Source organism: Alkalilimnicola sp. S0819, assembly GCF_009295635.1.
Lineage (GTDB): Bacteria > Pseudomonadota > Gammaproteobacteria > Nitrococcales > WHIW01 > S0819.
This window is the reverse complement of record NZ_WHIW01000009.1, coordinates 63,557-89,295: the sequence shown is the minus strand read 5'-3', so window position 1 is coordinate 89,295 and position 25,739 is coordinate 63,557. Positions and strand designations below refer to the sequence as shown.

General features: G+C 66.6%; 27 protein-coding genes. 12 read left to right on the top strand and 15 right to left on the bottom strand.

Annotated elements, in window-relative coordinates:
* Positions 1-108 precede the first annotated feature (108 nt).
* Positions 109-384: an RNA recognition motif domain-containing protein gene (locus tag GBG68_RS09255; RefSeq protein ID WP_152146663.1), complete on the bottom strand. Its 276-nt coding sequence runs from the start codon at positions 382-384 to the stop codon at positions 109-111.
* A gap of 376 nt (positions 385-760) precedes the next feature.
* On the opposite strand from GBG68_RS09255, the gene GBG68_RS09250 reads away from it, so the two are divergent.
* The 3 genes from GBG68_RS09250 to GBG68_RS09240 all read left to right on the top strand — a co-directional run bounded on the left by GBG68_RS09250 (position 761) and on the right by GBG68_RS09240 (position 4,274).
* The gene (locus GBG68_RS09250; RefSeq protein ID WP_152146662.1) at positions 761-2,461 is read left to right on the top strand and encodes a PHB depolymerase family esterase; all 1,701 of its coding nucleotides are present in this window, start codon (positions 761-763) and stop codon (positions 2,459-2,461) included.
* Between the two features lie 119 nt (positions 2,462-2,580).
* On the top strand, positions 2,581-3,567 hold the full coding sequence (locus tag GBG68_RS09245; RefSeq protein ID WP_152146661.1) for a serine/threonine protein kinase: 987 nt from the start codon (positions 2,581-2,583) through the stop codon (positions 3,565-3,567).
* A 2-nt stretch (positions 3,568-3,569) separates the two neighbouring features.
* A complete protein-coding gene (locus GBG68_RS09240; RefSeq protein WP_152146660.1) occupies positions 3,570-4,274 on the top strand; it encodes a M48 family metallopeptidase in 705 nt (234 codons plus the stop codon).
* Positions 4,275-4,422: 148 nt separating this feature from the next.
* Here GBG68_RS09240 and GBG68_RS09235 read toward each other — a convergent pair whose 3' ends face one another.
* From GBG68_RS09235 to GBG68_RS09215, 5 genes are all read right to left on the bottom strand, one after another.
* The gene (locus GBG68_RS09235) at positions 4,423-6,060 is read right to left on the bottom strand and encodes a methyl-accepting chemotaxis protein (RefSeq protein ID WP_193222278.1); all 1,638 of its coding nucleotides are present in this window, start codon (positions 6,058-6,060) and stop codon (positions 4,423-4,425) included.
* A 114-nt stretch (positions 6,061-6,174) separates the two neighbouring features.
* Positions 6,175-8,499, bottom strand: a complete 2,325-nt coding sequence (locus tag GBG68_RS09230) for a heavy metal translocating P-type ATPase (RefSeq protein ID WP_152146658.1) — start codon at positions 8,497-8,499, stop codon at positions 6,175-6,177.
* Positions 8,496-8,714 carry a hypothetical protein gene (locus tag GBG68_RS09225; protein ID WP_152146657.1) on the bottom strand — a complete coding sequence of 73 codons (219 nt, stop codon included), beginning with the start codon at positions 8,712-8,714 and terminating at the stop codon, positions 8,496-8,498. Before GBG68_RS09225 ends, GBG68_RS09230 begins: the two co-directional genes overlap by 4 nt.
* Positions 8,711-10,039: an APC family permease gene (locus GBG68_RS09220; protein WP_152146656.1), complete on the bottom strand. Its 1,329-nt coding sequence runs from the start codon at positions 10,037-10,039 to the stop codon at positions 8,711-8,713. The genes GBG68_RS09225 and GBG68_RS09220 overlap by 4 nt, the downstream gene beginning before the upstream one ends.
* Positions 10,040-10,151: 112 nt before the next feature.
* On the bottom strand, positions 10,152-10,493 hold the full coding sequence (locus GBG68_RS09215) for a hypothetical protein (protein WP_152146655.1): 342 nt from the start codon (positions 10,491-10,493) through the stop codon (positions 10,152-10,154).
* A gap of 288 nt (positions 10,494-10,781) precedes the next feature.
* Between GBG68_RS09215 and GBG68_RS09210 the strand changes: the two genes are divergently transcribed.
* Positions 10,782-11,189, top strand: coding sequence for a hypothetical protein (locus tag GBG68_RS09210; protein WP_152146654.1), 408 nt, complete (start codon positions 10,782-10,784; stop codon positions 11,187-11,189).
* Positions 11,190-11,250: 61 nt separating this feature from the next.
* The gene (locus GBG68_RS09205) at positions 11,251-11,685 is read left to right on the top strand and encodes a DUF411 domain-containing protein (RefSeq protein ID WP_152765667.1); all 435 of its coding nucleotides are present in this window, start codon (positions 11,251-11,253) and stop codon (positions 11,683-11,685) included.
* A gap of 218 nt (positions 11,686-11,903) precedes the next feature.
* On the opposite strand, the gene typA is transcribed toward GBG68_RS09205, so the two are convergent.
* From typA to GBG68_RS09190, 3 genes are all read right to left on the bottom strand, one after another.
* Entirely contained in the window at positions 11,904-13,718 is a 1,815-nt protein-coding gene (gene typA / locus GBG68_RS09200; RefSeq protein WP_152146653.1) for a translational GTPase TypA, read from the bottom strand.
* A gap of 155 nt (positions 13,719-13,873) precedes the next feature.
* Entirely contained in the window at positions 13,874-14,692 is an 819-nt protein-coding gene (locus GBG68_RS09195; protein ID WP_193222277.1) for an IclR family transcriptional regulator, read from the bottom strand.
* A gap of 23 nt (positions 14,693-14,715) precedes the next feature.
* Entirely contained in the window at positions 14,716-15,393 is a 678-nt protein-coding gene (locus GBG68_RS09190) for a cupin domain-containing protein (RefSeq protein ID WP_152146651.1), read from the bottom strand.
* 194 nt (positions 15,394-15,587) lie between these two features.
* Here GBG68_RS09190 and GBG68_RS09185 point away from each other — a divergent pair, with 194 nt between their 5' ends.
* The 7 genes from GBG68_RS09185 (at position 15,588) to GBG68_RS09155 (ending at position 20,685) form a co-directional block, all read left to right on the top strand.
* A complete protein-coding gene (locus GBG68_RS09185) occupies positions 15,588-15,776 on the top strand; it encodes a tautomerase family protein (RefSeq protein ID WP_152146650.1) in 189 nt (62 codons plus the stop codon).
* Positions 15,777-15,849: 73 nt separating this feature from the next.
* Positions 15,850-16,833: a TRAP transporter substrate-binding protein gene (locus GBG68_RS09180; RefSeq protein WP_152146649.1), complete on the top strand. Its 984-nt coding sequence runs from the start codon at positions 15,850-15,852 to the stop codon at positions 16,831-16,833.
* Positions 16,834-16,903: 70 nt separating this feature from the next.
* Positions 16,904-17,416: a TRAP transporter small permease gene (locus tag GBG68_RS09175; RefSeq protein WP_152146648.1), complete on the top strand. Its 513-nt coding sequence runs from the start codon at positions 16,904-16,906 to the stop codon at positions 17,414-17,416.
* The gene (locus GBG68_RS09170; RefSeq protein ID WP_152146647.1) at positions 17,416-18,690 is read left to right on the top strand and encodes a TRAP transporter large permease; all 1,275 of its coding nucleotides are present in this window, start codon (positions 17,416-17,418) and stop codon (positions 18,688-18,690) included. Before GBG68_RS09175 ends, GBG68_RS09170 begins: the two co-directional genes overlap by 1 nt.
* A gap of 74 nt (positions 18,691-18,764) precedes the next feature.
* Positions 18,765-19,682: a tRNA 2-thiocytidine(32) synthetase TtcA gene (gene ttcA, locus GBG68_RS09165; protein ID WP_152146646.1), complete on the top strand. Its 918-nt coding sequence runs from the start codon at positions 18,765-18,767 to the stop codon at positions 19,680-19,682.
* The gene (locus GBG68_RS09160; RefSeq protein ID WP_152146645.1) at positions 19,679-20,353 is read left to right on the top strand and encodes a hypothetical protein; all 675 of its coding nucleotides are present in this window, start codon (positions 19,679-19,681) and stop codon (positions 20,351-20,353) included. Before ttcA ends, GBG68_RS09160 begins: the two co-directional genes overlap by 4 nt.
* A 137-nt stretch (positions 20,354-20,490) precedes the next feature.
* Complete coding sequence (locus GBG68_RS09155; RefSeq protein ID WP_226801755.1) at positions 20,491-20,685, top strand: CPXCG motif-containing cysteine-rich protein; 195 nt, start codon at positions 20,491-20,493, stop codon at positions 20,683-20,685.
* A gap of 24 nt (positions 20,686-20,709) precedes the next feature.
* On the opposite strand, the gene GBG68_RS09150 is transcribed toward GBG68_RS09155, so the two are convergent.
* The 6 genes from GBG68_RS09150 to GBG68_RS09125 all read right to left on the bottom strand — a co-directional run bounded on the left by GBG68_RS09150 (position 20,710) and on the right by GBG68_RS09125 (position 25,669).
* Complete coding sequence (locus GBG68_RS09150; RefSeq protein ID WP_152146644.1) at positions 20,710-21,156, bottom strand: hypothetical protein; 447 nt, start codon at positions 21,154-21,156, stop codon at positions 20,710-20,712.
* A gap of 83 nt (positions 21,157-21,239) precedes the next feature.
* Positions 21,240-22,025 carry a YciK family oxidoreductase gene (locus GBG68_RS09145; RefSeq protein WP_152146643.1) on the bottom strand — a complete coding sequence of 262 codons (786 nt, stop codon included), beginning with the start codon at positions 22,023-22,025 and terminating at the stop codon, positions 21,240-21,242.
* Positions 22,022-22,885, bottom strand: coding sequence for a squalene/phytoene synthase family protein (locus tag GBG68_RS09140; protein WP_152146642.1), 864 nt, complete (start codon positions 22,883-22,885; stop codon positions 22,022-22,024). Before GBG68_RS09140 ends, GBG68_RS09145 begins: the two co-directional genes overlap by 4 nt.
* Entirely contained in the window at positions 22,882-23,595 is a 714-nt protein-coding gene (locus GBG68_RS09135; protein WP_193222276.1) for an HAD-IA family hydrolase, read from the bottom strand. The genes GBG68_RS09140 and GBG68_RS09135 overlap by 4 nt, the downstream gene beginning before the upstream one ends.
* A 1-nt stretch (position 23,596) precedes the next feature.
* Complete coding sequence (ubiG, locus tag GBG68_RS09130) at positions 23,597-24,319, bottom strand: bifunctional 2-polyprenyl-6-hydroxyphenol methylase/3-demethylubiquinol 3-O-methyltransferase UbiG (RefSeq protein ID WP_152146641.1); 723 nt, start codon at positions 24,317-24,319, stop codon at positions 23,597-23,599.
* A gap of 30 nt (positions 24,320-24,349) precedes the next feature.
* Entirely contained in the window at positions 24,350-25,669 is a 1,320-nt protein-coding gene (locus GBG68_RS09125) for a TRZ/ATZ family hydrolase (protein WP_152146640.1), read from the bottom strand.
* Between the last annotated feature and the right edge of the window lie 70 nt (positions 25,670-25,739).

Below are 25,739 nucleotides of genomic sequence, written 5' to 3'. Positions count from 1 at the left end.
GGCGTGGGTAGGGGGTGGCGAAGGCGGGGTTTCGCCGGGAAGGCGCTAGTGTAGCGGAAGCGGAGTGCGGGAGAGCGCCGGCCGGGCGTGACCCGACCGGCGAGAGCCTTAGAAGCGGCGATGGCCGCCGCCGCCCATGGGGCGCTTGGGCTGGGCTTCGTTGATGCGCAGGGGGCGGCCGCCCATGTCCTGGCCGTTGAGTGCTTCGATGGCCCTTTCCGCATCGGCGTCGTCCATCTCCACGAAACCGAAACCGCGGGGGCGGCCGGTTTCCCGGTCATTGATCAGGTTGACCTTCTGTACTTCGCCGAAGGCGGCGAACAGGTCGCGCACCTCGTCTTCGGTGGCGCTGAAGGGGAGGTTGCCTACGTAAATCGACTTCATGGTCCAGGATCACTCTTCAACCCGGAGCCGCCCAGCTGGCTCCGGTTATCTGAAAGCGCCGTGGGGCGCGCTGCAATGGCCGTTCGCTTGAGGGCAAGGCCAGGCTTCTGCCGCGCATACGGCAGCCCCGCAAGATCCCGGTCAGTAGGCAGCATACGCCGAGCGTTTTTCTCAGGCAATTGCAGTGCCGGTTCAACGCCCCTGGGGCGCTGCAGCGACACTGCTGCACTGCGTCGTGACGGCAGGGGAAGTGTGAACTAGTTTTAAATTCGTGGGTGCAACAAAAGAACAAGAAAGACGGCAGGGCGAAAGCTTGAGGTTCCGCCCCCCCACATGCCTGCAAACAATGGCAACAACCCGGCCAAGGGGGAGAGAGATGAAAACACTATTGCGCAGCATGCTGGCCTTGCTGCTGGCACCGGCCTTGATGGGGCCCGTGCCGGACGCGATGGCGGCTACCACCGATACCTATACGTTCAGCGCCAAATCCTATTCCGGTTCCCGGGATCGCCAATACAAGGTGTATGTGCCCGACAACCTCAGTGGTCCGGCACCCATGGTGATGACGCTGCACGGTTGTGTGCAGGATCATCACGACGTGGATGACTGGGGCATGCGGGAGGCGGCCGATCGCTACGGCTTCATTCTGGTCACCCCCTTCATTACCAGTTACGACGGCATGCGCAGCGAGAACTGCTGGGGCTTCTGGTTCGACCAGCACACCCACGAAGGCCAGGGCGAGCCGGAGGATCTGCATCAGATCGGGCTGGAGGTGGAGTCGAATTACAGCATCGACCCCAACCGCCGCTACATCACCGGCTTGTCCTCGGGTGGCGCCATGACCATGGTGGCCGCGGTCACCCACAACGAGTACTGGGCGGCGGCGGCGCCGGCGGCGGGGCTGGCCTATGGTGAGACCTCCAGTTCGGTGTCGTTGGCCGGTTGCTACGGTTCCCCGACCATGGAGTCCATCAATACCACGGTGAACGACATGGAGCGGGAGTTGAATGATTCCTACGCCATTCCGCTGATGGTCCTGGCCAACAACCGGGACTGCGTGGTCCAGCAACCGGCCGGGCGCAACATGCGTGATGCGCATCTGCAGGTGTTCGGCGGCAGCAAGGCCGATGAGGTGGCGTGCGAATACTACTATCAGAGCAACTATGGTTGCCGCCACGCGTACTACACCGTGGATGGGTACCCGGGCAGTCGTTCGGTGGTGGAAACCATCTTCTTCGATGGCCCCCTGGAAACCCCGGACACCAGCGACAGCGACTATGGGCATTACTGGGTGGCGGGTGCCGATGGCAGCGAGGCTGCTTACAACCGCCGAAGCGGGCCCAGCTACCCGGATCTGGTCTGGGACTTCTTCAGTCGCCATGCCCGTGACGGCAGCGGCGGCGCGCCGGCGAACGGCAAACCGCAGATCACCCTGAGCGGTGACAACCCGATGGAGCTGGCGTTGTACAGCAGCTTCAGCGACCCGGGGGCGAGCGCGACGGACCCGGAGGACGGAGCCCTGTCGGTGAACGCGGCCTGCGATGTGGATACGTCCACTGTAGGTGAGTACTACTGCACGTACACGGCCGAAGACAGCAGCGGTAATGTGGCGAGCAAGACCCGCACCGTGATCGTCAGCGACCCGAACGCCCCGGCGGAAAGCTGCGCCAGCGTCACCGCGTCGCCCAAGGCGCATCTGGATGCCAGTCGTGCGAGCAAGGGTGGTAATTACGATCTCTACGCCATCACCACCGGGGATGCGAAGAGCATCGGCTACTACTTCGACACCTGGTCCGAGGTGACCCTGCACGAAGGGGCCGCCGGTGAATGGTTCACCGCCAAGCCTGCCGCCTGTGGTGGCGGAAGCGGCGGCGGTGGTAGCGGCGGCGGTGGCGGCGGCTTTGTCTGCCAGGACTGGTACACCACCAACAACAACCATGACTGGAATGGCCGCGCCTACTACTCCGGTGGCTATTACACCCAGGGCGGCGATGATTCCCTGGGCGGCCTGGCGGGCTCCTACACCTACGTGAAGGAAACCGCTCAGGGCTTCTTCGAGGCCGGGCAGTGCAACTGAGCACGCGGATGCCGGCATAGCTTCCGGGCAGGCAGCTGCCCCCTTCGGATATCCCCGGCTTCGGCCGGGGATTTTTTTTCATGGGCGCCCGGCGGGGCAATAGGCGTTACCATGCGCTCATGAACGAGACAGCCGAACATCCCTACCAGGCCCTGTCGCCGGACTGTGTGCTGGACGCGGTGGAGAGCCTGGGTTATCTCAGCGACGGCCGGGTGCTGGCGCTGAACAGCTACGAGAACCGGGTCTATCAGGTGGGCCTGGAAGGCGCCCAACCGCTGGTGGTGAAGTTTTACCGCCCGGAACGCTGGCGCGATGAGCAGATTCGCGAGGAGCACGCCTTCGCCGAGGCGTTGCAGGGTCACGAGATTCCAGTGGTCGCGCCACTGCGCGTAGGCGGCGAGACCCTGCACGAGCACGCCGGTTTTCGCTACGCCTGCTACCCGCGCCGAGGGGGGCGCGGTCCGGAGTTGGACCTGCCGGAGCACCGGGAGTGGTTGGGCCGCTTCCTGGGGCGTATTCATGCGGTGGGCGCGGCGCGGCCCTTCGAGCATCGACCGACCCTGAGCATGGCCGACATGGGCGAGGCCTCCAGGCAGTATCTGCTGGAGGGCGATTGGCTGCCCGCTCACATTCTCGAGGCCTACGAGAGCCTCAGTCGCGATGTGCTGGACGGCATTGCCCGGGGCTTCGAGCGGGCCGGGGACGTGGCCGAGTTGCGCCTGCACGGCGATTGCCACCCGGGCAACATCCTCTGGACCGACGAGGGGCCGCATTTCGTCGACCTGGACGATTGCCGCCAGGGGCCGGCGGTGCAGGATCTGTGGATGCTGCTCTCCGGGGACCGGGCGGAGATGAGCCTGCAGCTTTCGGACATCGTCGAGGCCTACGAGGAATTCCACGACTTCGATCGGCGCGAACTGCACCTGATCGAGGCCCTGCGCAGCCTGCGCATGATGCACTACGCCGCCTGGCTGGCCCGACGTTGGCACGACCCGGCCTTTCCGCTGGCCTTCCCCTGGTTCAACGGTACGCGCTACTGGGAGGACCATGTGCTCGCCTTGCGCGAGCAGCTGGCGCTGCTGGATGAGCCGCCGCTGGTGATTTGAGCATGAGTGGCGATACCCGCACCCTGCGTCGGGACGGACACCGCATCGACTACACCCTGCGCCGCAGTCGCCGGCGCAGCATCGGCCTGTATCTGCACCCCGACGGTCGGGTGGAGCTGCGCGCGCCGATGCAATGCTCCGCCGCTGAGGCGGAAGGCTTTCTGCTGAAGAAGCTGGATTGGCTGCTGGGGAAACAGGCTGAACTGCAGGCCCGGCCACGGCCCGAACCGCTGCGTTTCGAGAATGGCGCGCGGCACCCGTACCTGGGAGAGCGCTACCCCTTGCGGGCGCGGCTGGGGCCGAAGGGCGGCGAGTTCACCGGTGGCGCCATCGTCTTGCGGCTGCGCCGGCCGGACGACCCGGCGGCCTTGCGTGAGGCGCTGCACGCCTGGTACCGGCAGCAGGCCCGGCAGGTCTTCGCCGAACGGCTGGCCGCCTGCCATGGGGCGCTGGCCCATTGGGGCATTCCGTTACCCGAGCTGGGTCTGCGCTGGATGCGTAGCCGCTGGGGCAGTTGCTCCAGTCGCGGGCGGGTCAACCTCAATCTGGAACTGATCAAGCAGCCGCTGGCCTGTATCGATTACGTCATCGTCCACGAGCTGTGCCATCTGCGGGAGTTCAATCACAGCCCGCGCTTCTATGCGTTGATGGACGAGGCCCTGCCGGACTGGCGCGAGCGCAAGGCACGCCTGGCCGCGGGGACATAAGAACCGCGGGGTGGGGCCTGCCGGGAACCCCACATCGCGCGCGGCGCCCGCGGGCGCCGGCCACGGCAGGCAGACTTGCACCGTGTCACCTGCGGTGAAGCCCACAGTATGGGCCCGCCGTGTGGGAAGGCCAGGACGGCCCGGTTGCTCAGACCCGGAAGCGGTTCAGCAGGCCCTGCAGGCGCTGCGCCACATCGCCCACTTCCCGGGCCGCGCTCTGGCTTTCATCCACGCCCTGGGCGGTCTCCACCGCCACATCGCGGATGTGGCTGACACTGCGGCTGATCTCCTCGGCGGTGGAGGCCTGCTCCTCGGAGGCGCTGGCGATCTGGGTGTTCATGTCGTTGATGGTGGACACCGCCGTGGCGATGGCGTTGAGTGCATCGCCCGCCTGCGCCGACTCGGCCACCGAGGCGGCTGCCCGCTTGGCGGTCTCGGCCATGCCTTCCACCGCCTGTTGAGCTTTGCCCTGCAGCCGCTCGATGATGCCTTGAATCTCCTGGGTGGATTCCTGGGTGCGCTGGGCCAGGGTGCGCACCTCGTCGGCCACCACGGCGAAGCCGCGGCCCTGCTCGCCGGCTCGGGCCGCCTCGATGGCGGCGTTCAACGCCAGCAGGTTGGTCTGTTCGGCCACGCCGTTGATCACATCCAGCACAGTGCCGATGCTGTGGGAATCCTCGGCCAGGCTGGCGGCCTCGTCCCGGGAGCGTTCCAGCTCCTCGGAGAGCGCCCCGATGGCGGCCATGGTGGATTCCACGACCCGGCGGCCGTTACCCGCCTCGCCTTCAGCCTGAGCGGTGGCGTCGGCGGCGGTGGCGGCATTGCGGGCGACTTCCTGCACCGTGGCCAGCATCTGATTCATGGCGCTGGCCAACTGCTCGGTGTCGGCCTGTTGGCTGTGCATGCCCTCGCGGGCGCTGGCGGTGACTCGGCTCAGGGTCTCGGTGGAACTGCTCAGCTGGCCGTTGGAGCGGCCCACCTCGCGGATCACCTCCTGCACCGACAGCAACAGCTTGTTGAAACTCCGGGCCAGTTCGCTGAGTTCGTCGCGGCCGCTGGTGTCGACCCGCGTGGTGAGGTCCATGGTGCCTTCGGAGATATCCCGGAGTCGGGCGATGGTGGCGCCCAGCGGGCCGGTGATGCTGCGCACCACCAGGGCGGACAGCGCCGCCAGCAGGATCAGCACCAACAGGACCTTGCCCGCCTCCAGCAACAGCCGCTCGGCCAGCGCCGCCTGCACGCTGTCCATGTACACGCCCGAGCCCAGGACCCAGCCCCAGGGCTCGAACAATTGCACGTAAGAGACTTTCTCCACCGGCTCGTCGTGATCGGGCTTGGGCCAGAGGTAATCCACATAACCGGCACCCTGCTCACGGACGACCTCGACAAAGGTCACGAACAGGCGCTTGCCGTTGGGGTCGGTCTTGCTGCTGAGGTCCGTGCCGTCGAGTTGCGGTTGTTCGGGATGCATCACCATGCGCGGTTGCAGGTCATTGATCCACAGATAGCCGTCCTCGCCGTAGCGCATGCCGGCCACGGCGGTTTTGGCGGCCTCCTGTGCCTGGCGTCGGGTCAGTTCGCCGGACTGCTCCAGGGCGTGGTAGTGCTTGAGCACACCGCTGGCGGTCTGCACCACCTCGGCCATGCGCTGGCGACTCGCGTCCCAGAGCTCGCGCTCCAGGGTGCTCGCGGCCATCCAGGCGATGGCCATCATGGACGCCACCACGAAGGCCGCGATGAGTGACATCCGGGCGCGAATCCTGAACTGGCGCAGGACAGCGGTCATGAGCATTCTCCCCGTAGCTGAGGCGTGGTCGTTGGTACTCGTTATAACGGCTGCCGCGGGGAAATGTTGAGGGCAGCCGTTCGTGCTGCCCTCTGCGGAGCGTCCCGGGCGTGCTCAGGACAATTTCGTCACCCGCAGCCGCAGCGCATTGGCGATGACGCTGACCGAAGACAGCGACATGGCCGCGGCGGCGAAGATGGGCGACAGCAGGATGCCGGCGAAGGGATACAGCACCCCCGCGGCGATGGGCACGCCGGCGGCATTGTAGACGAAGGCGAAGAACAGGTTCTGGCGGATGTTGCGCATGGTGGCCCGGGATAGATGCAGTGCCTCGACGATGCCCATCAGATCGCCCCGCAGCAGGGTGATGCCCGCACTTTCGATGGCGACATCGGTGCCGGTGCCCATGGCCACGCCGACATCCGCTGTCGCCAGCGCCGGCGCATCGTTGACGCCGTCGCCGGCCATGGCGACGACGCGACCCGCCTCCATGAATTCCCGGACGATCTTGCCCTTGTCCTCGGGCAGCACTTCCGCCTTCACCTCATCGATGTCGAGCTTCCGGGCCACGGCTACAGCCGAGGTGTGGTTGTCACCGGTGAGCATGACGACGCGGATGCCGTCTTCATGCAGGGCGTCGATGGCGGCACGGGTGGTTTCCTTGATCGGGTCGGCGATGGCCAGCAGGCCCAGGACCCTGCCGCCCGCCGCGGCGAAGATCACGGTGGCGCCATCCTCGCGCAGGCGGTCCGCCTCCTGCTCATGGGCGGCGCTGTCGACTCCTTCCGCCTCCATCAGCAGGCGGTTGCCGATCAGTACGCGCAGGCCGTCCAGCGTGCCGGTGACCCCTTTGCCGTTGGGCGAATCGAAGCCTTCCACGTCCGGCAGGTCGAGTTCCATCTCCCGGGCCTTCTCCAGAATGGCATGGGCCAGTGGGTGTTCGCTGCCTTTCTCCAGCGCGCCGGCGTAGCGCATCAGTTCCTCGTCGCTGACACCCGTGGCCGGTACCAGCCGGGTCACCTGGGGCTTGCCTTCGGTCAGGGTGCCGGTCTTGTCCACCACCACGGTGTCCACCTTTTCCATGCGCTCCAATGCTTCCGCGTCGCGGATCAGTACGCCGCTCTGGGCGCCGCGGCCGACCCCGACCATGATGGACATGGGGGTGGCCAGGCCCAGCGCGCAGGGGCAGGCGATGATCAGCACGCTGACGCCGGCGATCAGGCCGAAGGCCATGGGCGGGGTCGGCCCGACCAGGGACCAGACGATGAAAGCAAGCACCGCGATGACGATGACCGCGGGCACGAACCAGGCGGACACCTGGTCCGCCAGGCCCTGGATCGGCGCCCGGCTGCGCTGGGCGCTGGCCACCATCTGCACGATCTGGGAGAGCATGGTGTCGCGGCCGATCTTGTCGGCGCGCATGATGAAGCTGCCTTGCTGGTTGATGCTGCCGCCGATCACGGCATCACCCGCCTGCTTGCGGATCGCCAACGGCTCGCCGGTGACCATGGATTCGTCGACGTGGGAGCCGCCTTCCAGCACCTCGCCATCCAGCGGCACCTTGTCGCCGGGGCGTACCCGCAGGCGATCGCCGACCTCGACCTGATCCAGCGAAACGTCCTGCTCGCCGCCCTGGTCGTCCAGCTTGCGCGCCGTGGCGGGGGCCAGGTCCAGCAGTGCCTTGATGGCGCCGGAGGTCTTCTCGCGAGCCCGCAATTCCAGCACCTGGCCGAGCAGCACCAGCACGACGATGACCGCGGCAGCCTCGAAATAGACCGCCACCGAGCCGTCCTGCTGGCGGAAGGCATCGGGGAAGATCTGCGGCGCCAGGGTGGCCACCAGACTGTAGAGCAGCGCCACGCCGGTACCGATGGCGATCAGGGTGAACATGTTCAGCTGGCGTCTGAGTATCGACTTCCAGCCCCGGACGAAGAACGGCCAGCCGCACCAGAGCACCACCGGCGTTGCGAAGGCCAGTTGCACCCAGTTGGACATTTGCGGCGGCACGATCCGGTCCAGCGCGACCAAGTGCCCGCCCATTTCCAGCAGGAACACCGGCAGCGTCAGCACCAGGCCCACCCAGAAGCGCCAGGTCATGCTCCGCAGTTCTTCGGAGGGCTCGCTGTCGCGGCTGACCTGTTCAGGCTCCAGCGCCATGCCGCAGATCGGACAGTCGCCGGGGCCCTGCTGTCGAACCTCCGGGTGCATGGGGCAGGTGTACATGGCCCCCGGGTCTACGGGTTCTTCGCGTGCGGCGCTGGGGTCGGTGTACCGCTGCGGATCGTCGTCGAACCGGGACTTGCAGTGTGCCGAGCAGAAATGCCAGCTCTGCCCCGCATGCTGGCTTCGGTGTTCCGTGGTGTGCGGGTCCACCGACATGCCGCAGACGGGGTCCTTGACGGTGTGCTCGTCCTGTCGGGCTTGGTGTTGCGTGTTCATGTGTTCTCCTTGTCCGCCGGCCAGTCCGCGAAGGCGAGAAAATAGAGCAGGCCCAGATTGATCATGGGAATCAGGCTCAGCAGGCCGAGCCAGCCCGGGAAGCCCGCGCGCTGGCAGATACGCCAGACGGGGATGACCACCACCAGGGCGATCAGCAGCATCCACAGCCAATGCCCGCCCCACATCATGTTGCCGTACATGTGTCCTTCCATCATGATGTTGTCCTCTTGTTCGATCGCGCTTTGCCGAGAAAAATCTGCTCGCCGACAGCGATGACGGCCATTGCCCCGAGCGCCACGCTGATCACCAGGCGATCCGACTGCAGCTTGACCCAGACGAACCCGCCCAGCACCAGCACATCCAGCCCGATCGCCACCACCGGCACCCAGGCCCGGGCCTGCACATCCTCACGCAGATAGCGCAACACCCCCCAGTGTATGGCGATGTCCATCACCAGGTAGAAGACGATACCCAGCGCCGCAATCCGTGACAGGTCGAAGAAGGCGGTCAGGAACAGCCCCAGCACCACGGTATACACCAGCGTGTGTTTCTGGATGCTGCCCGGCATGCCGAAGTGGCTGTGCGGCACCAGTTTCATTTCCGTGAGCATGGCCAGCATGCGCGACACCGCGAAGATACTGGCCAGAATGCCGCCGGCGGTGGCCATCATGGCGATGACGACCGTGAACCAGACACCGTAATCCCCCAGCGCCGGACGGGCGGCGGCGGCGAGGGAGTAGTCCCGGGTCTCGATGATCTCGGCCAGCGAGAGATTGCTCGCCACGGCGAAGCCCACCAGCGCGTAGATCACCACACAGGCGGCGATGGAGATGACGATGGCGCGACCGACGTTGCGATGGGGGTCCCGTACCTCCGAGCCGCTGTTGGTGATGGTGGTGAAGCCCTTGAACGCGAGTATTCCCAGGGCCGTCGCGCCGAGGAAGTTGCCGACGCCTCCGGCCTGGCCCGCGGAGGAGACATCCACCGCCAGACTATCGGCGAGCCAGACGCCCACGAGCCCGAAGAGCAGTATCCCGGCGATCTTCAGCAGGCCGAGCAGGGATGCCACCCCCTGGATCAGGCGGTTGCTTGCGAGGTTCAGCGCGAAGGCCACCAGAATGAGCCCCACCCCGAGCATTGGCACCAGGCGGCCATGCTCGCCGGCGCCGAAAAGCTGCACGGCGTAGGCGCCGAAGGTGCGCGCCAGAAAACTCTGGGCGATGACCATCGAGAAATACATCAGCAAGGCGTTGAAGGCTGTGGGCAGGCCGTCGCCGTAGGCCTTGTACAGATACATACCGATGCCGCCGGCCGACGGATAGGCGTTCGAGATCTTGATGTAGGAATAGGCACTGAAAGCCACCACCACGGCGGCGGTCAGAAAGGCCAACGGAAAGAGTGCGCCCGTCATTTGCGCCATCTGCCCGGTGAGGGCGAAAATCCCCGCACCTATCATCACGCCAGTGCCCAGCATGACCGTGCCCGACAGGCTCAGGCTGCCTTGCCGATAGCGGGTGGTTTTGTCCGGTTCGGTCTTCATGGGACCTCCACAGGATTGCTTGCTCGGAGAGCCGTGCTTGTATGGCGCGGCAGCTCGTATTGCCGGCAATGATGGCCGGTGGCGCCGCGCGCAAGCCTAAGCCTGGTGAGGGTTAGCCGAAGGCGCGGGGAGGTCGCAGCAGGGTGTCGTGGCGGGGAGAGGGCAGAGCCACCGGCGCCGCCTGCGCCGGCACCGGCAACGGACTCGGGGAGGCGACGAGGGGTAATGCCGCGGCATGGCCGATGGGGAAACAGGATTGCGTGGCGGTGCAGACCGGACCGTGGTGATCGGTCTCACGGTCCCCGGGTTGATCGGCGGTATGCGAGTGACTGTCGACCACGGTAGCAGTGGCAGGCGTCAAGGCCGGGATATGTACATGCAGCGCCAGCGCTCCGGTCTGGATGCCCAGAATGCCGATGACCACGATGGCGATGATGCGTCGCAGGCTATGCATACCGAGATTCCTATCACGGCTCTGATGTTACTGCCAGTCCGGGGTATTGATTCAGTGTCTCCTTGGCGGGAAAACCGACAGACGTTGAACATCCTGGCGGCGAGCATTCCCGGGGTTGCTGCGGGTGCTGGGAGGCCGGATGTGGCGCCGTCGGCGGAACTTTGACCGCGCGTTCGCTATCCATGGCTGGCAAGCTTGCACATCCAGCCATTCCCGGCGACATTAGCGGCTACCGCTGGCGAGCCGGGTCTGGCCACGGTCTGTACACCCACTGGCAGGAGCCCAGTCTTGTTTCACCGCCTGCGCAAACACCGCCGCCTCGTCAGCCTGGCCCTCATGGTCACGCTGGCGCTATGGCTGTCGACGGTGTTCGCCGGCTGCCTGAGGCCTGCCGCGCCGGCGGCGGTCGCCGATGCGACACCGGCGGCCGCGGCCATGGAGCACCATGCCCACACCGCGATGCCGGCCATGGTGGTCTGCCCGGGGGGCGAGTGCCCGAGCATGTCCGGCGGCAATGGGCCGACCCTGGATCAGGACGCGCTGATATCGAGTGAGCCGACGTCGCCCTTGCCGGCCGCCGTGCCGGCGTTGGTGCTGTTTCTTGCAAGCGCGCCCTGGCGCCTCAAGCCTGCCTTGTCAGACACGCCCAGACCCGGGCGCTCCCCCATTCTCAGGTTCTACGCCCTGCGCATTTGATCGGTGTCTCTTCGCTGTTTTGCAAGACCGATCAGATTTAATGAAATGCGGGAGAACCGACATGAACCGAATCAAGCATTTGTTTGCCGCGCTGGCTCTGGCGCTGCCCGTCTCCGCCCTGGCGGCGGATCTTGCCGCCACGCTCTACAAGAGCCCCACCTGCGGCTGCTGCACCGCCTATGTGGACTACCTGCGTGAGCAGGGCTTCGAGGTGGAGGTGGTGGACCGGAACAACATGACGCCGATCAAGCTCGAACACGGGCTGACCCGGGAGCAGGCCAGCTGCCACACCACGCTGATCGACGGCTATGTGGTCGAGGGCCATGTGCCGGTGGAGAGCATCCACAAGCTGCTGGCCGAGCGCCCCCCGGTCATCGGCATCACCGTGCCCGGCATGCCGATAGGGTCGCCGGGCATGGGCCCCAGCCGCGGCGAGCCGCTGCATGTGTACTACATCAGCGACAGCGCGGAACCCCGCCTGCAGGCGACGCACTGAGGGAGTACTACGGCGTCGTTTCGAACGAGGATGCCTGGGTTGTACGTCGGCGGGTTCGGCTGAAACAGGCCGGTGCGGCCACGCCCCCCAGCCCCTGCTGCGGCAATCCACGGGAGATTTACGCCGCCCGGCGACGTTAGCCGGTCAGTCAGCCTTTTGAGAACAAGAAGGGGCCGAGCGGCCCCTTCTTTTATCCTGTGCCCGCCGGGCGAAACGACTCAGCTCTTCTTCGCCGATTTCTTGCGCTCGTGCTCCTTGAGAAAGCGTTTGCGCAGGCGGATGGCGGCCGGGGTGACCTCCACCAGTTCATCATCGTCGATCCACTCCAGCGCCTGCTCCAGGCTCATGCGGATCGGCGGGGTGAGCACCAGGTTCTCGTCCGAGCCGGCGGCGCGGATATTGGTCAGCTGCTTGGCTTTCAGTGGGTTGACGACCATGTCGTTGTCGCGGCTGTTCATTCCGATGATCATGCCTTCGTAGACCTCGTCGCCGTGGCCGATGAACAGGCTGCCGCGCTCCTGCAGGTTGAACAGGGCGTAGGCCAGGGCCTTGCCCTGGGCCATGGCCACCATCGCGCCGTTGATGCGCTGGCCGAAGGTGCCGGCCTTCACCGGGCCGTAGTGGTCGAAGACGTGGTACATCAGGCCGGTGCCGGAGGTGGCGGTCATGAACTCGGTGCGGAAACCGATCAGGCCGCGCGCCGGGATGATGTAGTCCAGGCGCACCCGGCCCTTGCCGTCGGGCATCATGTCCTGCAGCTGGCCGCCGCGGGTGCCCAGCTTCTCCATCACGCCGCCCTGGTCGCTTTCTTCCACGTCCACGGTGAGCTGCTCGTAGGGCTCGCATTGCTCGCCGTCGATCTCGCGGACGATGACCTCGGGGCGGGAGACGCCCAGTTCATAACCTTCCCGGCGCATGCTCTCGATGAGGATGGACAGATGCAGCTCGCCGCGGCCGGAGACCTTGAACTTGTCCGGGTCCTCGGTTTCCTCCACCCGCAGGGCGACGTTGTGCACCAGCTCGCGCATCAGCCGCTCGCGGATCTGACGGGAGGTGACGAATTTGCCGTCGCGACCGGCCATGGGGGAAGTGTTGACCTGAAAGGTCATGGTCACGGTGGGCTCGTCCACCGTGAGCGGCGGCAGCGCCTCGGGCTGCTGGGGGCTGCACAGGGTGTCGGAGATGTTCAGCTCGTCCATGCCGGTGAAGGCGATGATGTCCCCGGCCTGGGCTTCGTCCACTTCCACCCGATCCAGGCCGAGAAAGCCCAGCACCTGCAGGATGCGGCCGTTGCGCTGCTTGCCGTCGCGGTCGATGGCGATCACCGGGGTGTTGCTCTTGACCCGGCCGCGCTTGACGCGACCAATGCCGATCACGCCCACGTAGCTGTTGTAGTCCAGGGAGCTGACCTGCAGCTGGAAGGGGCCGTCCGGATCCACGTTCGGGGCGGGCACCTTGTCGATCACGGTCTGGAACAGCGGGTCCATGTTCCCCGCGCGCACTTCGGCGTCCAGCCCGGCGTAGCCGTTCAGGCCCGAGGCGTAGACCACCGGGAAGTCCAGCTGCTCATCGGTCGCGCCCAGGCGGTCGAACAGGTCGAAGGTCTGGTCCAGCACCCAGTCCGGGCGGGCGCCGGGGCGGTCGATCTTGTTGATCACCACGATGGGGCGCAGGCCCTGGGCCAGGGCCTTCTGGGTGACGAAGCGGGTCTGGGGCATGGGGCCGTCCACCGCATCCACCAGCAGCAGCACCGAATCCACCATGGACATGACGCGCTCCACCTCGCCGCCGAAGTCGGCATGGCCCGGGGTGTCGACGATGTTGATGCGGTAGTCGCGCCAGTTGATGGCGGTGTTCTTGGCGAGGATGGTGATGCCGCGCTCTTTCTCCAGATCGCCGGAATCCATGACGCGCTCGCCAGGATCGTTGCGTTCGCCGAGGGTACCCGACTGCTGAAGAAGCTGGTCCACGAGGGTGGTCTTGCCATGGTCCACGTGGGCGATGATGGCGATATTACGAAGATTTTCGATCACTAAGGGTCAACTCTGGGGGCTGGGCTGGAAGAGGGCGCAATGGTCTACTACGCAAGCGGTTTTGTCGAGTACGCCGCGCGGAAAACATGAACGGGCACCGGGGCTTTGCCTGGCAGGCGCCGGCGCGGAAAGCCTTCGCGGCCAGGAGTGTCTGCCTAGCGTGGAAGGCGATACCCGAGCAGGGTGGAGATCTCCCGGGCGGCGGTCAGCAGCGCAACCACTGTCGGTTCCAGCGGCTTGCTCGGCAGATAATGAATGGACCCGGTCAGCGCCAGGGTGCCGTACAGGCTGCCGTCGCCGCGGAAGATGGGCGCGGCCAGGGCGTTGACGCCGGTGAAGATCTCCTCCGGCGCATCCGCCCAGCCCCGCCGCCGGGCCAGCTCCACTTCCGAGCGCAGCCGCTCCGGGTCGGTGATGGTGTGGCGAGTGCTGGCCTCCAGCGGCCCGGCCAGGGTCTTTTCCAGCAGCTCCGGCGGGCCGTAGGCCAGGGCGATCTTGCCCTGGGCCACGGCGTTGAAATTGAAGCGGGTGCCGGCGCGCATGACGATTTCCACCGCCCGACGCCCGGAGAGGAAATCCAGCACCACCATGCCTTGATCGGTGTAAGTGGAGATCACCACCGTCTGGCCCAGTTGGTCCCGCAGGGCTTCCATCACGGGTTTGGCCAGACTCACCACGTCATAACGGTTCACCAGTTGCTGACCCAGCAGGTAGAGCCGCCAGCCGATGCTGTAGCGACTGTTGCGCGGGTTCTGGGCCACGTAACCGCTGTCGCGCAGATTGACCAGGTGGCGGTGCACCCGGGCCTTGGGCATGTCCAGCGCCTGGGCCAGTTCGGTGACGCCGCATTCGGCCCCGGCCTGCCCCAGCGCCTCGATGATGCGCAGGGAGACCACCGTGGTGGGCAGGCCGCTCAAGCCGCCGCGTTCCGGTGATTCCGGCTGCCCGGCGTCGGCGGTGTGCTGCGCGCTCATGGTTCGTCCTTCCGTCATGCTGCTTACAGGCAAGCCAGATCCACCTGGCGCTCGGCATACACCTTGTAGCGCTGGACCTTGGGCGCGGCGGCATCCTCGGCGCGCACGTAGCGGATGGAGCTGCGGCCCTTGCTGCCCCGGGGTACGAAGAAGCAGCGGATGAAGGTGGTGGGCTCGGCCTCGGTGGTGGGGGCCAGCACCGGGTAATGGCCCCGCTCCAGCCAGGCCTCGCCGGCCTTGTGGCTGGCCACCGTGCCTTCGGTTTCTATGGTGATCTCGCCTTCCAGCACGATGCGGATGCCCGGGCCCTGATGTACATGGGTCAACGCCACGCCGCCGGGCGGGAATTCCACCCGGTCGCAGCGCATCATCCAGCTGAAGCCGTCATCCAGCTCGATCTCGGCCTCGAGTTTCAGGGTGGATTCGCAGGCCGGCGCGGAGCGCAGCTCCCCTTGGCCCGGTCCATCGGCATCGGCCAGCTCCCAGCGCCACACCGTGGCGCCATCAGGCCCTGCGAGCAGGGTCAGTTCGTCCTCGCTGACCTGGGCGGTGTCGCCGGGCAGGAACTGGCTGCTCCAGTCGTCCTCGATCGTCAGGCCGCCCTCGCGCAGGTAGACGGCCCGCGGCGCGCAGGGCAGGTGCACCGGCGCGTGGGAGGCGGGAATGCGGTCTTCGTACAGGCGCAGCAGATACGTGCTCATGGGCGGCCTCGTCTGGTTCGCGTTCAAGGTGATGAGGCCAGAGTATACGAATATCAAAAAATGACACAAGCGTATCGGTAAACGAGACATAAGCGTTGACAGCCCGATTGTGTCCCCGGATATACTGTTTGGGCGAAACAGCGGTATCGGCTATCGATACGGCGGTCCACCGACATGCTCTTGAGGAGTCCGGCATGCCCATCGTTGAAATCACCGTGGTAGAGGGACGGGACGAGGCCAAGGTGCAGCAATGCATCAAGGAAGTGGCCCAGGTGGTGAATCGCACCCTGGAGGCACCCATGCAATCCATCAGGGTGTGGGTGAACGAGGTGCCGCCGGGCCGCTTCGCGGTCGGCGACCAACTGAAGAGCGAAAAGAAGTAGGCCCACGCAGGTCTACACGGGTTTTACTGACCACACTTGGCTGGAAGTTTCCCATTGGAGGGAGGAGAACATCATGAAACGCCTGTTGACGGGTATCCTGACCGCCGCCGCACTGGCCGGCGGCATTGTTCATACGGCCGCGGCCCAGACCACCATCAAGCTGGGCCATGTGACCCAGACCAGCCACCCCTTCCACACCGGGGCGGCCTTGTTCAAGGAAGCGGTGGAGCAGAAGACCGACGGCGAGCTGAAGGTGCAGATCTTCCCCGCGCGCCAGCTCGGTGACGACAAGCAGCTGCTGGAAGGCGTGCGCCTGGGCACCGTGGACGCGGCGGTGATCTCCTCGGCGGTGTTCTCCGGTTTTACCCCGGTGATGGATGCCCTGCAGCTGCCCTTCCTGATCGAGAGCTACGACGAGTTGGCCGATGCCTTCACCTCGCCGGTGGCCCAGCAGATGCTGGATTCGCTGGATGGCATCGGTCTCAAGGGGCTGGGTTACTACGAAGGCGGCCTGCGCAACCTGCTGGTGGCCAAGAAAAAAGTAACCACCCTCGAAGGCATGAAGGGGCTGAAGGCCCGCGTGGTGCCCGCCAAGCTGCACCTGGATATCTGGAACGCGGTGGACGCCAGCCCCACGCCCATGGCCTATGGCGAGATCTACACATCGCTGCAGACCGGCGTGCTGGACGGGGCCGAGATCAACACCACCTCCGTCTACAGTGAGAAGCTCTACGAGGTGGCGGATCACCTGACCCGCACCAAGCACTACTTCTGGCCGGCGGTCGTGGTGGTCAACCCGCGCTTCTACAACCGCCTGAGCGATGCGCAGCAGCAGGCACTGGTGGACGCCGCCCGGGAGACCGTCCGCGAGCAGGTGGCCCGCGCCGAGGAGCAGGAAGTGGAGGCGGAAGCGGCCCTGAAGGCCGAAGGCTTCCAGATCCACGAGCTGGAAGATCGCGCCGAAGTGCTGGACGCCGTCGCCCCGGTGATCGCGGAGTACTCCGAGAAGCATCCGCTGATCGAGGCCTTCGTCAAGGACGTGCAGTCCCGCAAGTAAGCCGCCGGCGAGCGGCCGGGCAGTGCGCCCGGCCGCTCGCCCCTGACGCCCCCGCCCAGGAGTACGCCCCATGCATGCCCCTTCCGCGCCTCTGCGTGTCCTGCACGGTCTGAACCGCGCCTACCAGCGTGCGCTCTTCGTGCTGGGCGCCGGCCTGATGGGCTTGATGCTGGCGGTGGTCTGCCTGCAGATCTTCGCCCGCTACGTGCTGGGTGATTCCCTGTCCTGGTCCGAGGAGCTGAGCCGCTTCCTGCTGGTCTGGATCACCTTCCTGTTCGCCGGCATCTCCTTTGCGCGGGGCGAGATGATCGCGGTGGAAATGTTCACCGCCCGGCTGCCCCGCGTCCTCCAGGCGGTGTTCATGGCGCTGGGGGGGCTGGCCACGGTCACCCTGTTCGCGCTGCTCACCTGGTACGGCTACGACTACGCGGAATGGAACCGGGTGCAGACCTCCAGCGCCCTGCAGGTGTCCATGTATTACGTCTATCTGGCGGTGCCGGTGGGCAGCGCCCTGCTGGTGCTGCATGTGCTGGTCGGCACCTGCGCTCAGGTGCTGCGGACCCTGCGTGGGGAGAACGTCTGATGGGTGCTTTTCTCTCGGCCTTTGGCCTGTCGCTGATTGCCGGCGTGCCCATCGTGGTGGTGCTGGGGCTTTCGGCGCTGGCCTATGTGGCCTTCAACGATCAGCTGCATCTGCTGGGGGCCTTTCCCCAGCGGATGATCTCCGGCGTGGATCAGTTCGTGTTGCTGACCGTGCCGCTGTTCATCCTCGCCGGCAATCTGATGAACGCCGGTGCGATCACCGAGCGCATCATCCGCTTCTGCCAGGTGCTGGTGGGGCGTTTTCGCGGCGGACTGGCGCTGGTCAACGTCATGTCCAGCATGCTCTTCTCCGGGGTGAGCGGCTCGGCCACGGCGGATTCCGCAGCGCTGGGCTCGGTGCTGATCCCGGGCATGAAGAAGGCCGGCTACGACGCCGAGTACGCCGCCGCGCTCACCGCGGTGAGCTCGGTGATCGGCCCCATCATCCCCCCGAGCATTCAGCTGATCATCTTCGCGGTGCTCAGCGGCACCTCGGTGGCGAGCCTGTTCATGGCGGGCATCGTGCCGGGCATTCTCATCGGCCTGGGGCTGATGGCCCATGCCGTGTACGTGGCCCGCAAGCGCAATTACCCGAAGGAAGACCCGGCCAACGGGCGGGAGATCCTCCGCGCCACCGCCGGCGCCTGGCCGGCGCTGCTGCTGCCCGTCATCATCCTCGGCGGCATACTCTCCGGGGTGTTCACACCCACCGAGGCGGCCGCCGTGGCGAGCCTCTATGCGCTGTTCATCGCCGGGGTGGTGTATCGCACCCTCACCATGAAGGTGCTGGCCAAGGTGCTCTATGACACGGCCGTGATCTCTTCGGTGATCATGCTGGTGGTGGCCATGGCGAACATCATCGCCTTCGTGTTCACCATCGAGCAGGTGCCCCAGACGGTGGTCAACGCCATGCTGGAGATCAGCGATAACAAGTACGTGCTGCTCGCCATGATCACCATCGGCCTGCTGATCCTGGGCGCGCTGCTGGAGCCCATCGGCGCGCTGATCCTCACCGTGCCGGTGCTGCTGGAGCTGGGGGCGACCCTGGGCCTGGATCCGCTGCACCTGGGCGTGATCGTGGTACTGAACCTGGTGATCGGGCTGGCGACACCGCCCATCGGCCTGTGCCTGTTCATCGTCTGCTCCATCGCCAAGCTGCCCCTGGAGCGGGTGGCGCGGGCGAGCCTGCCCATGCTGGGCATCGCCTTGGCTGTGCTGATCCTGGTCACCCTGGTGCCCGATCTGGTGCTGTTCGTACCGCGCCTGTTCAACTGAGGCAGGCCCGGGGGCGGCCGATCGGCGTGCCTGGGGCGTTTCCAGCGGCGTGTAAATCCGGTAGGTTTGCCGCCATGAACCTGAAGAACCTGGAAAAGCGCCTCAGCCACCTCACCGGCAGCGCGATCCGCGACTACCGGATGATCGAGGAGGGCGACCGGATCATGGTCTGCCTGTCCGGCGGCAAGGACTCCTATACCCTGCTGGAGATGCTGCGCCTGCTGCAGACCCGCGCGCCGGTGCGCTTCGAATTGATCGCGGTGAACCTGGACCAGAAGCAGCCGGGCTGGCCCGAGCACATCCTGCCCGAGTATCTGGAAGGGCTGGGGGTGTCCTACCGTATTCTGGAGCAGGACACCTACAGCGTGGTCAAGCGGGTACTGCCCGAGGGCAAGACCATGTGCTCCCTGTGCTCGCGCCTGCGCCGGGGCGCGCTCTACAGCGCCGCCGAGGAGATGGGTATCAGCAAGATCGCCCTGGGGCACCACCGGGACGACATCCTCGCCACTCTGTTCCTGAACATGTTCTACGGCGCCAAGCTCGCCGCCATGCCGCCCAAGCTGCGCAGCAACGACGGCCGGCACGTGGTGATCCGGCCGCTGGCCTATGTGCCCGAGCGCTACTGCGAGCGCTACGCGGCGCTGAAGCAGTTCCCCATCATTCCCTGCAATCTCTGCGGCTCCCAGGAGAACCTCAAGCGCGCCGAGATCGGGCGCATGCTGAAAGACTGGGAGCGGGCCGAACCCAAGCGGCTGCACAACATCTTCCGCAGCCTGAGCAACGTCAATCCGTCCCATCTGGCCGACCCCGAGCTCTACGATTTTCAGGGCCTGCAGGGCGGCTTCACCCCGGACGGCCCCGACGACCCGCTGGCGGCCATCGAATCGCCGGCGAGCCAGCATGGGCTGGCGGCCTGGTCGCAACTGGCCGCCGACCAGGCGGACGATTCGGGCTGGACCGAGGCGCCGCTGGAAACTGGAACCGGCGCATGAACCCGCCCCGCCTGATCCTCTCCGCGCTGCACCGGGAGCAGGCCACCGAAGCCTGGGTGGTCTGCCGCGCCGAGACGGACCAGGGAGATGTGACGCTGCGGCATTTTCCCGCCACCGGCAGCGAGGCGGGGGTGTTGCTGCTCGGTCAGGGCGGGGGCTGGAGCGGGCCGAACGGGGGGCGGTTCTATGCGCAGCTGGGCATGAGCCTGCGCGAGGCGGGCATGCATGCCCTGTGGCTGCGCTACCGCCAGGCGGAGGATGCGGAGCAATCGGTGCTGGATGCGCTGGTGGGGCTGGATTTCCTGGCCCGAGCGGGTGCCCGGCGGCTGGCGCTGGTGGCCCACGGCGAAGCCTTGCGGGTGGCGGTGGAGGCCGTGGCCGAGTTGGACGGTGTGAAGGCGCTGGTGAGCCTGGCCGCGCCGCCTTCAGGGCTCGAGGCGCTCTCGGCGCTCAGCCCCGGGGCCGCGGCGCTGTTCGTGCACGGGGGGGCGGACACGGTCAACCCGGTGGACAATTCCAGGCGTGCGTACCAGAAAGCGCCCGGGGAGCGGGCCTTGAAGATCCTGCCGGGGGTGGGCCATGAATTCTCGGATGCCGTGGATTTGCCGAAGCAGCTGGTGAGCTGGCTGCGCCGCCCCATGAGCCCGCCGGTGCGGCGCAAGGACGTCTAGGAGCGGTTCATGGCCGCGATTACCCTCGCGTTCTCGCCTGCGGCTGTAACGAATTCTTCGTGGCGAGCCGGGACGCCCCCGCGTCACTTGCCGCCTGTGTTGCCCTGCTGTCCTTTTCCAGGCTCTCAAAGGTGCCCATGATGGATCAGCTCATTCCAAACGAAATCCACTGCCCCTACTGCGACGCCCGCCAGGAGGTGCTGCTGGATCCCTCGGTGCCCGAGCAGGAGTATGTGGAGGACTGCCAGGTCTGCTGCCAGCCTATCCTGTTCCGGGTGTCCATCAACGAAGAGGGCGCCGCCGACGTATCGCTGCGCCCCGAGAACGAGTGATCTTTCGGCGACGGCGGGGGCGGCTTATCCCTCGGTGCCGGTGGCGCGCTGGGCCGTGAAGCGCACCACGCCCACCACCTCTTCCAGCCCGGCGGGAATCTCGGTGTGCTCGTCCAGCAGCAGCACCAGCCGGCGCACGCCGTCCTGCTTCTGCACGATGCGTTTGAGCAGGCTCTGCACCGGGGCCTTGCGCAGGTGCTCGGCCATTTCGTGGAGCAGGTACATACCGTAATGGCGGCTGCTCAGCACGTAGGAGAGCACGTCCACGGGCTGGCGGGTGCGAGGAATGAGGATGTGTTCGGCGCCTAGCCGGTACAGGCCGTTGCTGGGCGTCCAGTTGTAGACGGCCTGGCCGGTGGTCAGCGACAGGCGCTTGAAAGCGACCATGAGAGTCTGGATGTCGGCGCCCTGTACGGCAGCCACGCTCAGTTCGCTGTCGAGGAGTTGGGTCAGTTTGAGCGCGTCTTCCATGGAATTACCTCTTATTGTGCCGAGCCCACTATAGGTCCGCGTCCTGGCGGGTTTCTGTGAGCCTTGTCATAACTTCATACAAATTATTTCGCGTCCGCCGGCAGCACGCGCAAGGCCTGGCCGTGCAGGTGCCGTCCGTCGCGCCCCATAAGATAGACGAAAGCGCCGGCCACGGCATCCGGAGCGGGCAGGCGGGCGGCGTTCTCGCCGGGGTAGGCGTTGCGGCGCAGGGCGGTGCGGGTGGGGCCGGGGTCCAGGCTGTTGACGCGGATGTCGCTGCTGCCTTCGGTTTCGGCGGCGAGCACGCGCATCATGCCTTCGATGCCGGCCTTGCCGACGCCGTAGGCGCCCTGGTAGGCGCGTTTCTCGCGCCCGGCGGCATCGCTGGTGAACAGCACCGAGGCGGCATCGCTTTCGCGCAGCAGCGGCAGGCAGGCGCGGGTGAGCAGGAAGGGGCCGTTGAGGTTGGTCTGCAGGCTGCGGTACCACTGCTCGATGTCGTAGAGCTCCAGCGGCGCGGGCTTGCCCAGGGCGGCGGCGACGTGCACCAGGCCGTCCAGGCGGCCGAAGTTCTCCCGCAGGCTGGCGGCGAGCTGTTCGTAGTCCTCGGGGCTCGCGCCTTCCAGGTTCAGCGGGTAGAGCGCGGGCTGGGGGGCGCCGTTGTTCTCGATGGCGTCGTAGGCCGTTTCCAGGTTGCGCAGGTCCTTGTCCAGCAGGATGACCGTGGCGCCGTGGTTGGCCAGCGCCAGGGCGACGGCGCGGCCGATGCCGTTGGCGGCACCCGTGACCAGGATGGCGCGAGCCTGCAGCAGGTCCAGGGGCGCGTCGTAATCGGCGTAGATCAGGGTGTCGGCGTCGTGGTCGCTCATCGGGCGAGTTCCTTGTTGCGGGCGCGGACGGGGGAGCGGGCGGTACGCCAGGCAAGCCAGAGCTTGCGCAGCGGGGTGAGGTGGATGCCGCGATCGAGCAGCGGGAAGCGCTCGGCGCGCAGCTCGTCCAGCAGCCGGCGCTGCAGGATCAGCCGGATCAGACCGCTGCGCTGGGCGCGGGCATCTTCCGGGGCCAGGCGCTGCAGGGCCTGGGTGGTGAAATCGTCGATGCGATCGGCCTGCAGGGCGAAGAATTCCCGCAGTTTGTCGCTGGTGGTGGGGCGCAGCAGCTCGCCCCGGTCGATGCCGACGCGGCGCATTTCGTCCTCGGGCAGGTAGACCCGCCCGACCAGCGCGTCCTGACGCACCCGGCGCAGGATCTCGCCCAGCTGCAGCGCCATGCCCAGATCGTGGGCGTAGCGGCTGGTTTCCCGGTTCCGGTAGCCGTTGACCTCCACCAGCAGTTCCTGCAGCGCGCCGCCGGCGCGGTGGCAGTAGAGGCTCAGGGCCTTGAAGTCGGGGTAGGCGTTGTAGTCCAGGTCGGTCTGGGCGGCCTGGATCATCTCCTCGAAGTATTCCCGGGGCAGGTTATAGCGCTCCAGCGCCGGGGCGAGGGCCTGGCTGACCGGGTGGCGGCCTTCGCCGCGGAACAGGCGCTCCAGCTCTTCGCGCCACCAGTTGAGCTTCACCGAGGCGACGGCGGGTTCGCTGATCTCGCGCCCGGCGCTCATCACCTCGGCATGGAAGGCGTGCAGGGCGTAGAGGGCCGGCTGGCGGTCGCGCTCGGCGAACCGCAAGGTGTAATGCAGGCTGGAGCCCCGCGCGGCGGCCTTTTCGCGACAGTACTGTTCGGCGTTCATGCGTAACAGGAGGCCCGGGGCAGTGGGCTGGTGGCGCGGACATCTCCGGCCAGCCATTGCAGCACCTCCAGCGGGTGGCGGATGACGCCGTCGGCTCCCCAATGGGTGAAGCGATCCTCGGCGGCGAGGTAGCCGAACAAGGCGACCAGGGTCATGACCCCGGCCCGGTGGCCGGCTTCCACGTCCCGGGCGGCATCGCCCACCAGGATACAGTCGGCCGGGGCCATGCCGAGTTGCTCGCAGGCCAGCAGGACGGGTGCCGGGTGGGGCTTGCGCCAGGGCAGGGTGTCGCCGCTGACCACGCAGGCGGCCCGATGGTAATAGCCAAGATCCTTCAACAAGGGCTCGGTGAGGCCGCCGGGCTTGTTGGTGACCACGCCCCAGGGCACGCCCAGGGCGTCCAGGGCGTGCAACAGTTCGTCCATGCCGTCGAAGGCGCGGGTGGTGAGGCTGACCCGTTCCTGGTAACGGTCCAGAAAGCGTTGGCGCAGGGGTTGGAAGCGGGCTTGCCCGGGCTCCAGGTCGAAGCCGCGGCTGATCAGCGGCCCGCTGCCGTGGGAGACGGCGGGAAAGACCATGCCGTCGGTGAGCGGTTCCAGGCCTTCTTCGGCGCGCAGATCGTTGAGGGTGCCGATCAGGTCCGGTGCGGTGTCCAGCAAGGTGCCGTCCAGGTCCAGCAGTACGGCACGGCTTTGCAGCGGTTTCGGCATGTCAGTTCGCGCTATCCTCGACTCGGGTGAAATGGGCCAGATAGTTCACGCTCACGTCCCGGCCCAGGCTGTACTCGCGGCTGAGCGGGTTGTAGCTCATGCCGGTGAGGTCGCGTAGTTGCAGGCCGGCATCGCGGGCCCAGGCTTCCAGTTCGGAGGGGCGGATGAACTGACGGTAATCGTGGGTGCCCTTGGGCAGCATCTTCAGCAGATACTCCGCGCCCAGGATGGCGAACAGATAGCTCTTGGGGTTGCGGTGCAGGGTGGACATCAGCACCTGCCCACCGGGCTTGACCAGCTTCGCGCAGGCGGCGATCACCGAGGCGGGGCTGGGCACGTGCTCCAGCATTTCCATGCAGGTGACCAGGTCGTACTGCCCGGGCTGCTCCTCGGCCAGATCTTCCACGGTGCCCTGGCGGTATTCCAGCTCGGTGCCGGTCTCCAGGGCGTGCAGGCGGGCGACCTGCAGGGCGGCGGGGGCCATGTCCAGCCCCAGCACCTGGCCGCCGCGGGCGGCCATGCCCTCGGCGAGCAGGCCACCACCGCAGCCCACATCGATGATCCGCTTGCCGGCGATACCGGCGCGGCGCTCGATGTAGTCCAGGCGCAAGGGGTTGATTTGGTGCAGGGGCTTGAATTCCCCTTCCGGGTCCCACCAACGGGCGGCGGCGGCGTCGAATTTGGCCACTTCCCGCGGGTCTACATTGGTGCTGCCTGCGCTCATTTCAGATCCGTTCCGGCGGTGTGCACCGCGTCACTGTTTGCCGGCGATCTTATCACGCCAGCGGCGACATTTGCCCAGGATCTCCTCCCTGTCCAGAGTGGTGAGCCGACGCTGGTTTACCAAGTGACGGCCGGCCACCCAGACGTGACTGACCTGCTGGCGGTTGCCGGCGTAGACCAGCTGGGAGACCGGGTCGTGGACCGGCTCCATGTCCAGCCCGGACAGGTCCACCGCGATGAGATCGGCGGTCTTGCCCGCTACCAGCGAGCCGGTCTGCGCCTCCAGGCCCAAGGCCCGGGCGCCGCCCAGGGTGGCCATGTGCAGGGCGCGGGCGGCGGGCAGGGCGGTGGCATCGCCGGACACGCCTTTCGCCAGCAGCGCGGCGGTGCGCATCTCACCGAACATATCCAGATCGTTGTTGCTGGCCGCGCCATCGGTGCCCAGGGCGAGGTTCACACCGGCATCCAGCAGCTTTTGCGCGGGGCAGAAGCCGCTGGCGAGCTTGAGGTTGGATTCCGGGCAGTGCACCACGTGGCTGCCGGTCTCCGCGAGACGGGCGATTTCCTCATCCTGGAGCTGGGTCATGTGCACCGCCATCAGCCCCGGGTTGAGCAGGCCCAGCCGGTCCAGCCGGGCAATCGGGCGCTCACCGGTCTGCGCGACGCTTTCCGCCACCTCGTGGGCGGTCTCGTGCAGGTGGATGTGCACCGCTACCTGCAGTTCCTCGGCCAAGGTGGCGACCCGCTCCAGCCATGGCTCGGAAACGGTGTAGGGCGCGTGGGGGGCGAAGGGCGTGCTGATCAGGGGGTGGTTGCGGTACTCATCGTGCAGCGCCAGGCCCTTGCTCAGGTATTCCTCGGGTCCGCTCGCCCAGGCGCTGGGGAAATCGATCAGAATCATCCCTATCGCGGCGCGCATGCCTGCCCGGGCCGCGCTGCGGGCCAGCACATCGGGGAAGAAGTACATATCGTTCATGCAGGTCACGCCGCCCAGCAGCATCTCGGCCAGGGAAAGCTCGGCGCCGTCCTGGCAGAATTCGGCGCTGACGTGGGCCTGCTCCGCGGGCCAGATGTGCTCGCTGAGCCACTGCATCAGCGGCAGATCGTCGGCCAGGCCGCGCAACAGGCTCATGGGGGAGTGGGTGTGGGCATTGATCAGGCCGGGGAGCAGGGCGTGATCGGCCAGCTCCTCCACCCGGGTGGCGCGGTAGGCGGCGCGGGCCTGGGCCTGGGGAAGGATCGCGAGTATCCGGCCATCGCGCACCGCGACGCTGTGGTGCTCCAGCACCGTGTCCGGCGGTTCCACCGGAATGACCCAGCGCGCGTGCAGCAGCAGATCGACGTGTTCCATTGTTCTGTTTCAACCCTTGCTCGATGCCGGCCGGAGTATAACGCGCCTACGCCGCCGTGTTGCTGTGGCA

Coding starts and splice junctions, on each gene's coding strand:
- GBG68_RS09175 (WP_152146648.1), top strand. CDS start 16,904: ATGCATGCCCCTTCCGCGCCTCTGCGTGTCCTGCACGGTCTGAACCGC.
- GBG68_RS09220 (WP_152146656.1), bottom strand. CDS start 10,039: ATGAAGACCGAACCGGACAAAACCACCCGCTATCGGCAAGGCAGCCTG.
- GBG68_RS09155 (WP_226801755.1), top strand. CDS start 20,491: ATGATGGATCAGCTCATTCCAAACGAAATCCACTGCCCCTACTGCGAC.
- GBG68_RS09190 (WP_152146651.1), bottom strand. CDS start 15,393: ATGAGCACGTATCTGCTGCGCCTGTACGAAGACCGCATTCCCGCCTCC.
- ttcA (WP_152146646.1), top strand. CDS start 18,765: ATGAACCTGAAGAACCTGGAAAAGCGCCTCAGCCACCTCACCGGCAGC.
- GBG68_RS09135 (WP_193222276.1), bottom strand. CDS start 23,595: ATGCCGAAACCGCTGCAAAGCCGTGCCGTACTGCTGGACCTGGACGGC.
- GBG68_RS09230 (WP_152146658.1), bottom strand. CDS start 8,499: ATGAACACGCAACACCAAGCCCGACAGGACGAGCACACCGTCAAGGAC.
- ubiG (WP_152146641.1), bottom strand. CDS start 24,319: ATGAGCGCAGGCAGCACCAATGTAGACCCGCGGGAAGTGGCCAAATTC.
- GBG68_RS09205 (WP_152765667.1), top strand. CDS start 11,251: ATGAACCGAATCAAGCATTTGTTTGCCGCGCTGGCTCTGGCGCTGCCC.
- GBG68_RS09245 (WP_152146661.1), top strand. CDS start 2,581: ATGAACGAGACAGCCGAACATCCCTACCAGGCCCTGTCGCCGGACTGT.
- GBG68_RS09225 (WP_152146657.1), bottom strand. CDS start 8,714: ATGATGGAAGGACACATGTACGGCAACATGATGTGGGGCGGGCATTGG.
- GBG68_RS09145 (WP_152146643.1), bottom strand. CDS start 22,025: ATGAGCGACCACGACGCCGACACCCTGATCTACGCCGATTACGACGCG.
- GBG68_RS09160 (WP_152146645.1), top strand. CDS start 19,679: ATGAACCCGCCCCGCCTGATCCTCTCCGCGCTGCACCGGGAGCAGGCC.
- GBG68_RS09195 (WP_193222277.1), bottom strand. CDS start 14,692: ATGAGCGCGCAGCACACCGCCGACGCCGGGCAGCCGGAATCACCGGAA.
- GBG68_RS09255 (WP_152146663.1), bottom strand. CDS start 384: ATGAAGTCGATTTACGTAGGCAACCTCCCCTTCAGCGCCACCGAAGAC.
- GBG68_RS09125 (WP_152146640.1), bottom strand. CDS start 25,669: ATGGAACACGTCGATCTGCTGCTGCACGCGCGCTGGGTCATTCCGGTG.
- GBG68_RS09235 (WP_193222278.1), bottom strand. CDS start 6,060: ATGACCGCTGTCCTGCGCCAGTTCAGGATTCGCGCCCGGATGTCACTC.
- GBG68_RS09215 (WP_152146655.1), bottom strand. CDS start 10,493: ATGCATAGCCTGCGACGCATCATCGCCATCGTGGTCATCGGCATTCTG.
- GBG68_RS09180 (WP_152146649.1), top strand. CDS start 15,850: ATGAAACGCCTGTTGACGGGTATCCTGACCGCCGCCGCACTGGCCGGC.
- GBG68_RS09185 (WP_152146650.1), top strand. CDS start 15,588: ATGCCCATCGTTGAAATCACCGTGGTAGAGGGACGGGACGAGGCCAAG.
- GBG68_RS09150 (WP_152146644.1), bottom strand. CDS start 21,156: ATGGAAGACGCGCTCAAACTGACCCAACTCCTCGACAGCGAACTGAGC.
- GBG68_RS09140 (WP_152146642.1), bottom strand. CDS start 22,885: ATGAACGCCGAACAGTACTGTCGCGAAAAGGCCGCCGCGCGGGGCTCC.
- GBG68_RS09250 (WP_152146662.1), top strand. CDS start 761: ATGAAAACACTATTGCGCAGCATGCTGGCCTTGCTGCTGGCACCGGCC.
- GBG68_RS09170 (WP_152146647.1), top strand. CDS start 17,416: ATGGGTGCTTTTCTCTCGGCCTTTGGCCTGTCGCTGATTGCCGGCGTG.
- GBG68_RS09240 (WP_152146660.1), top strand. CDS start 3,570: ATGAGTGGCGATACCCGCACCCTGCGTCGGGACGGACACCGCATCGAC.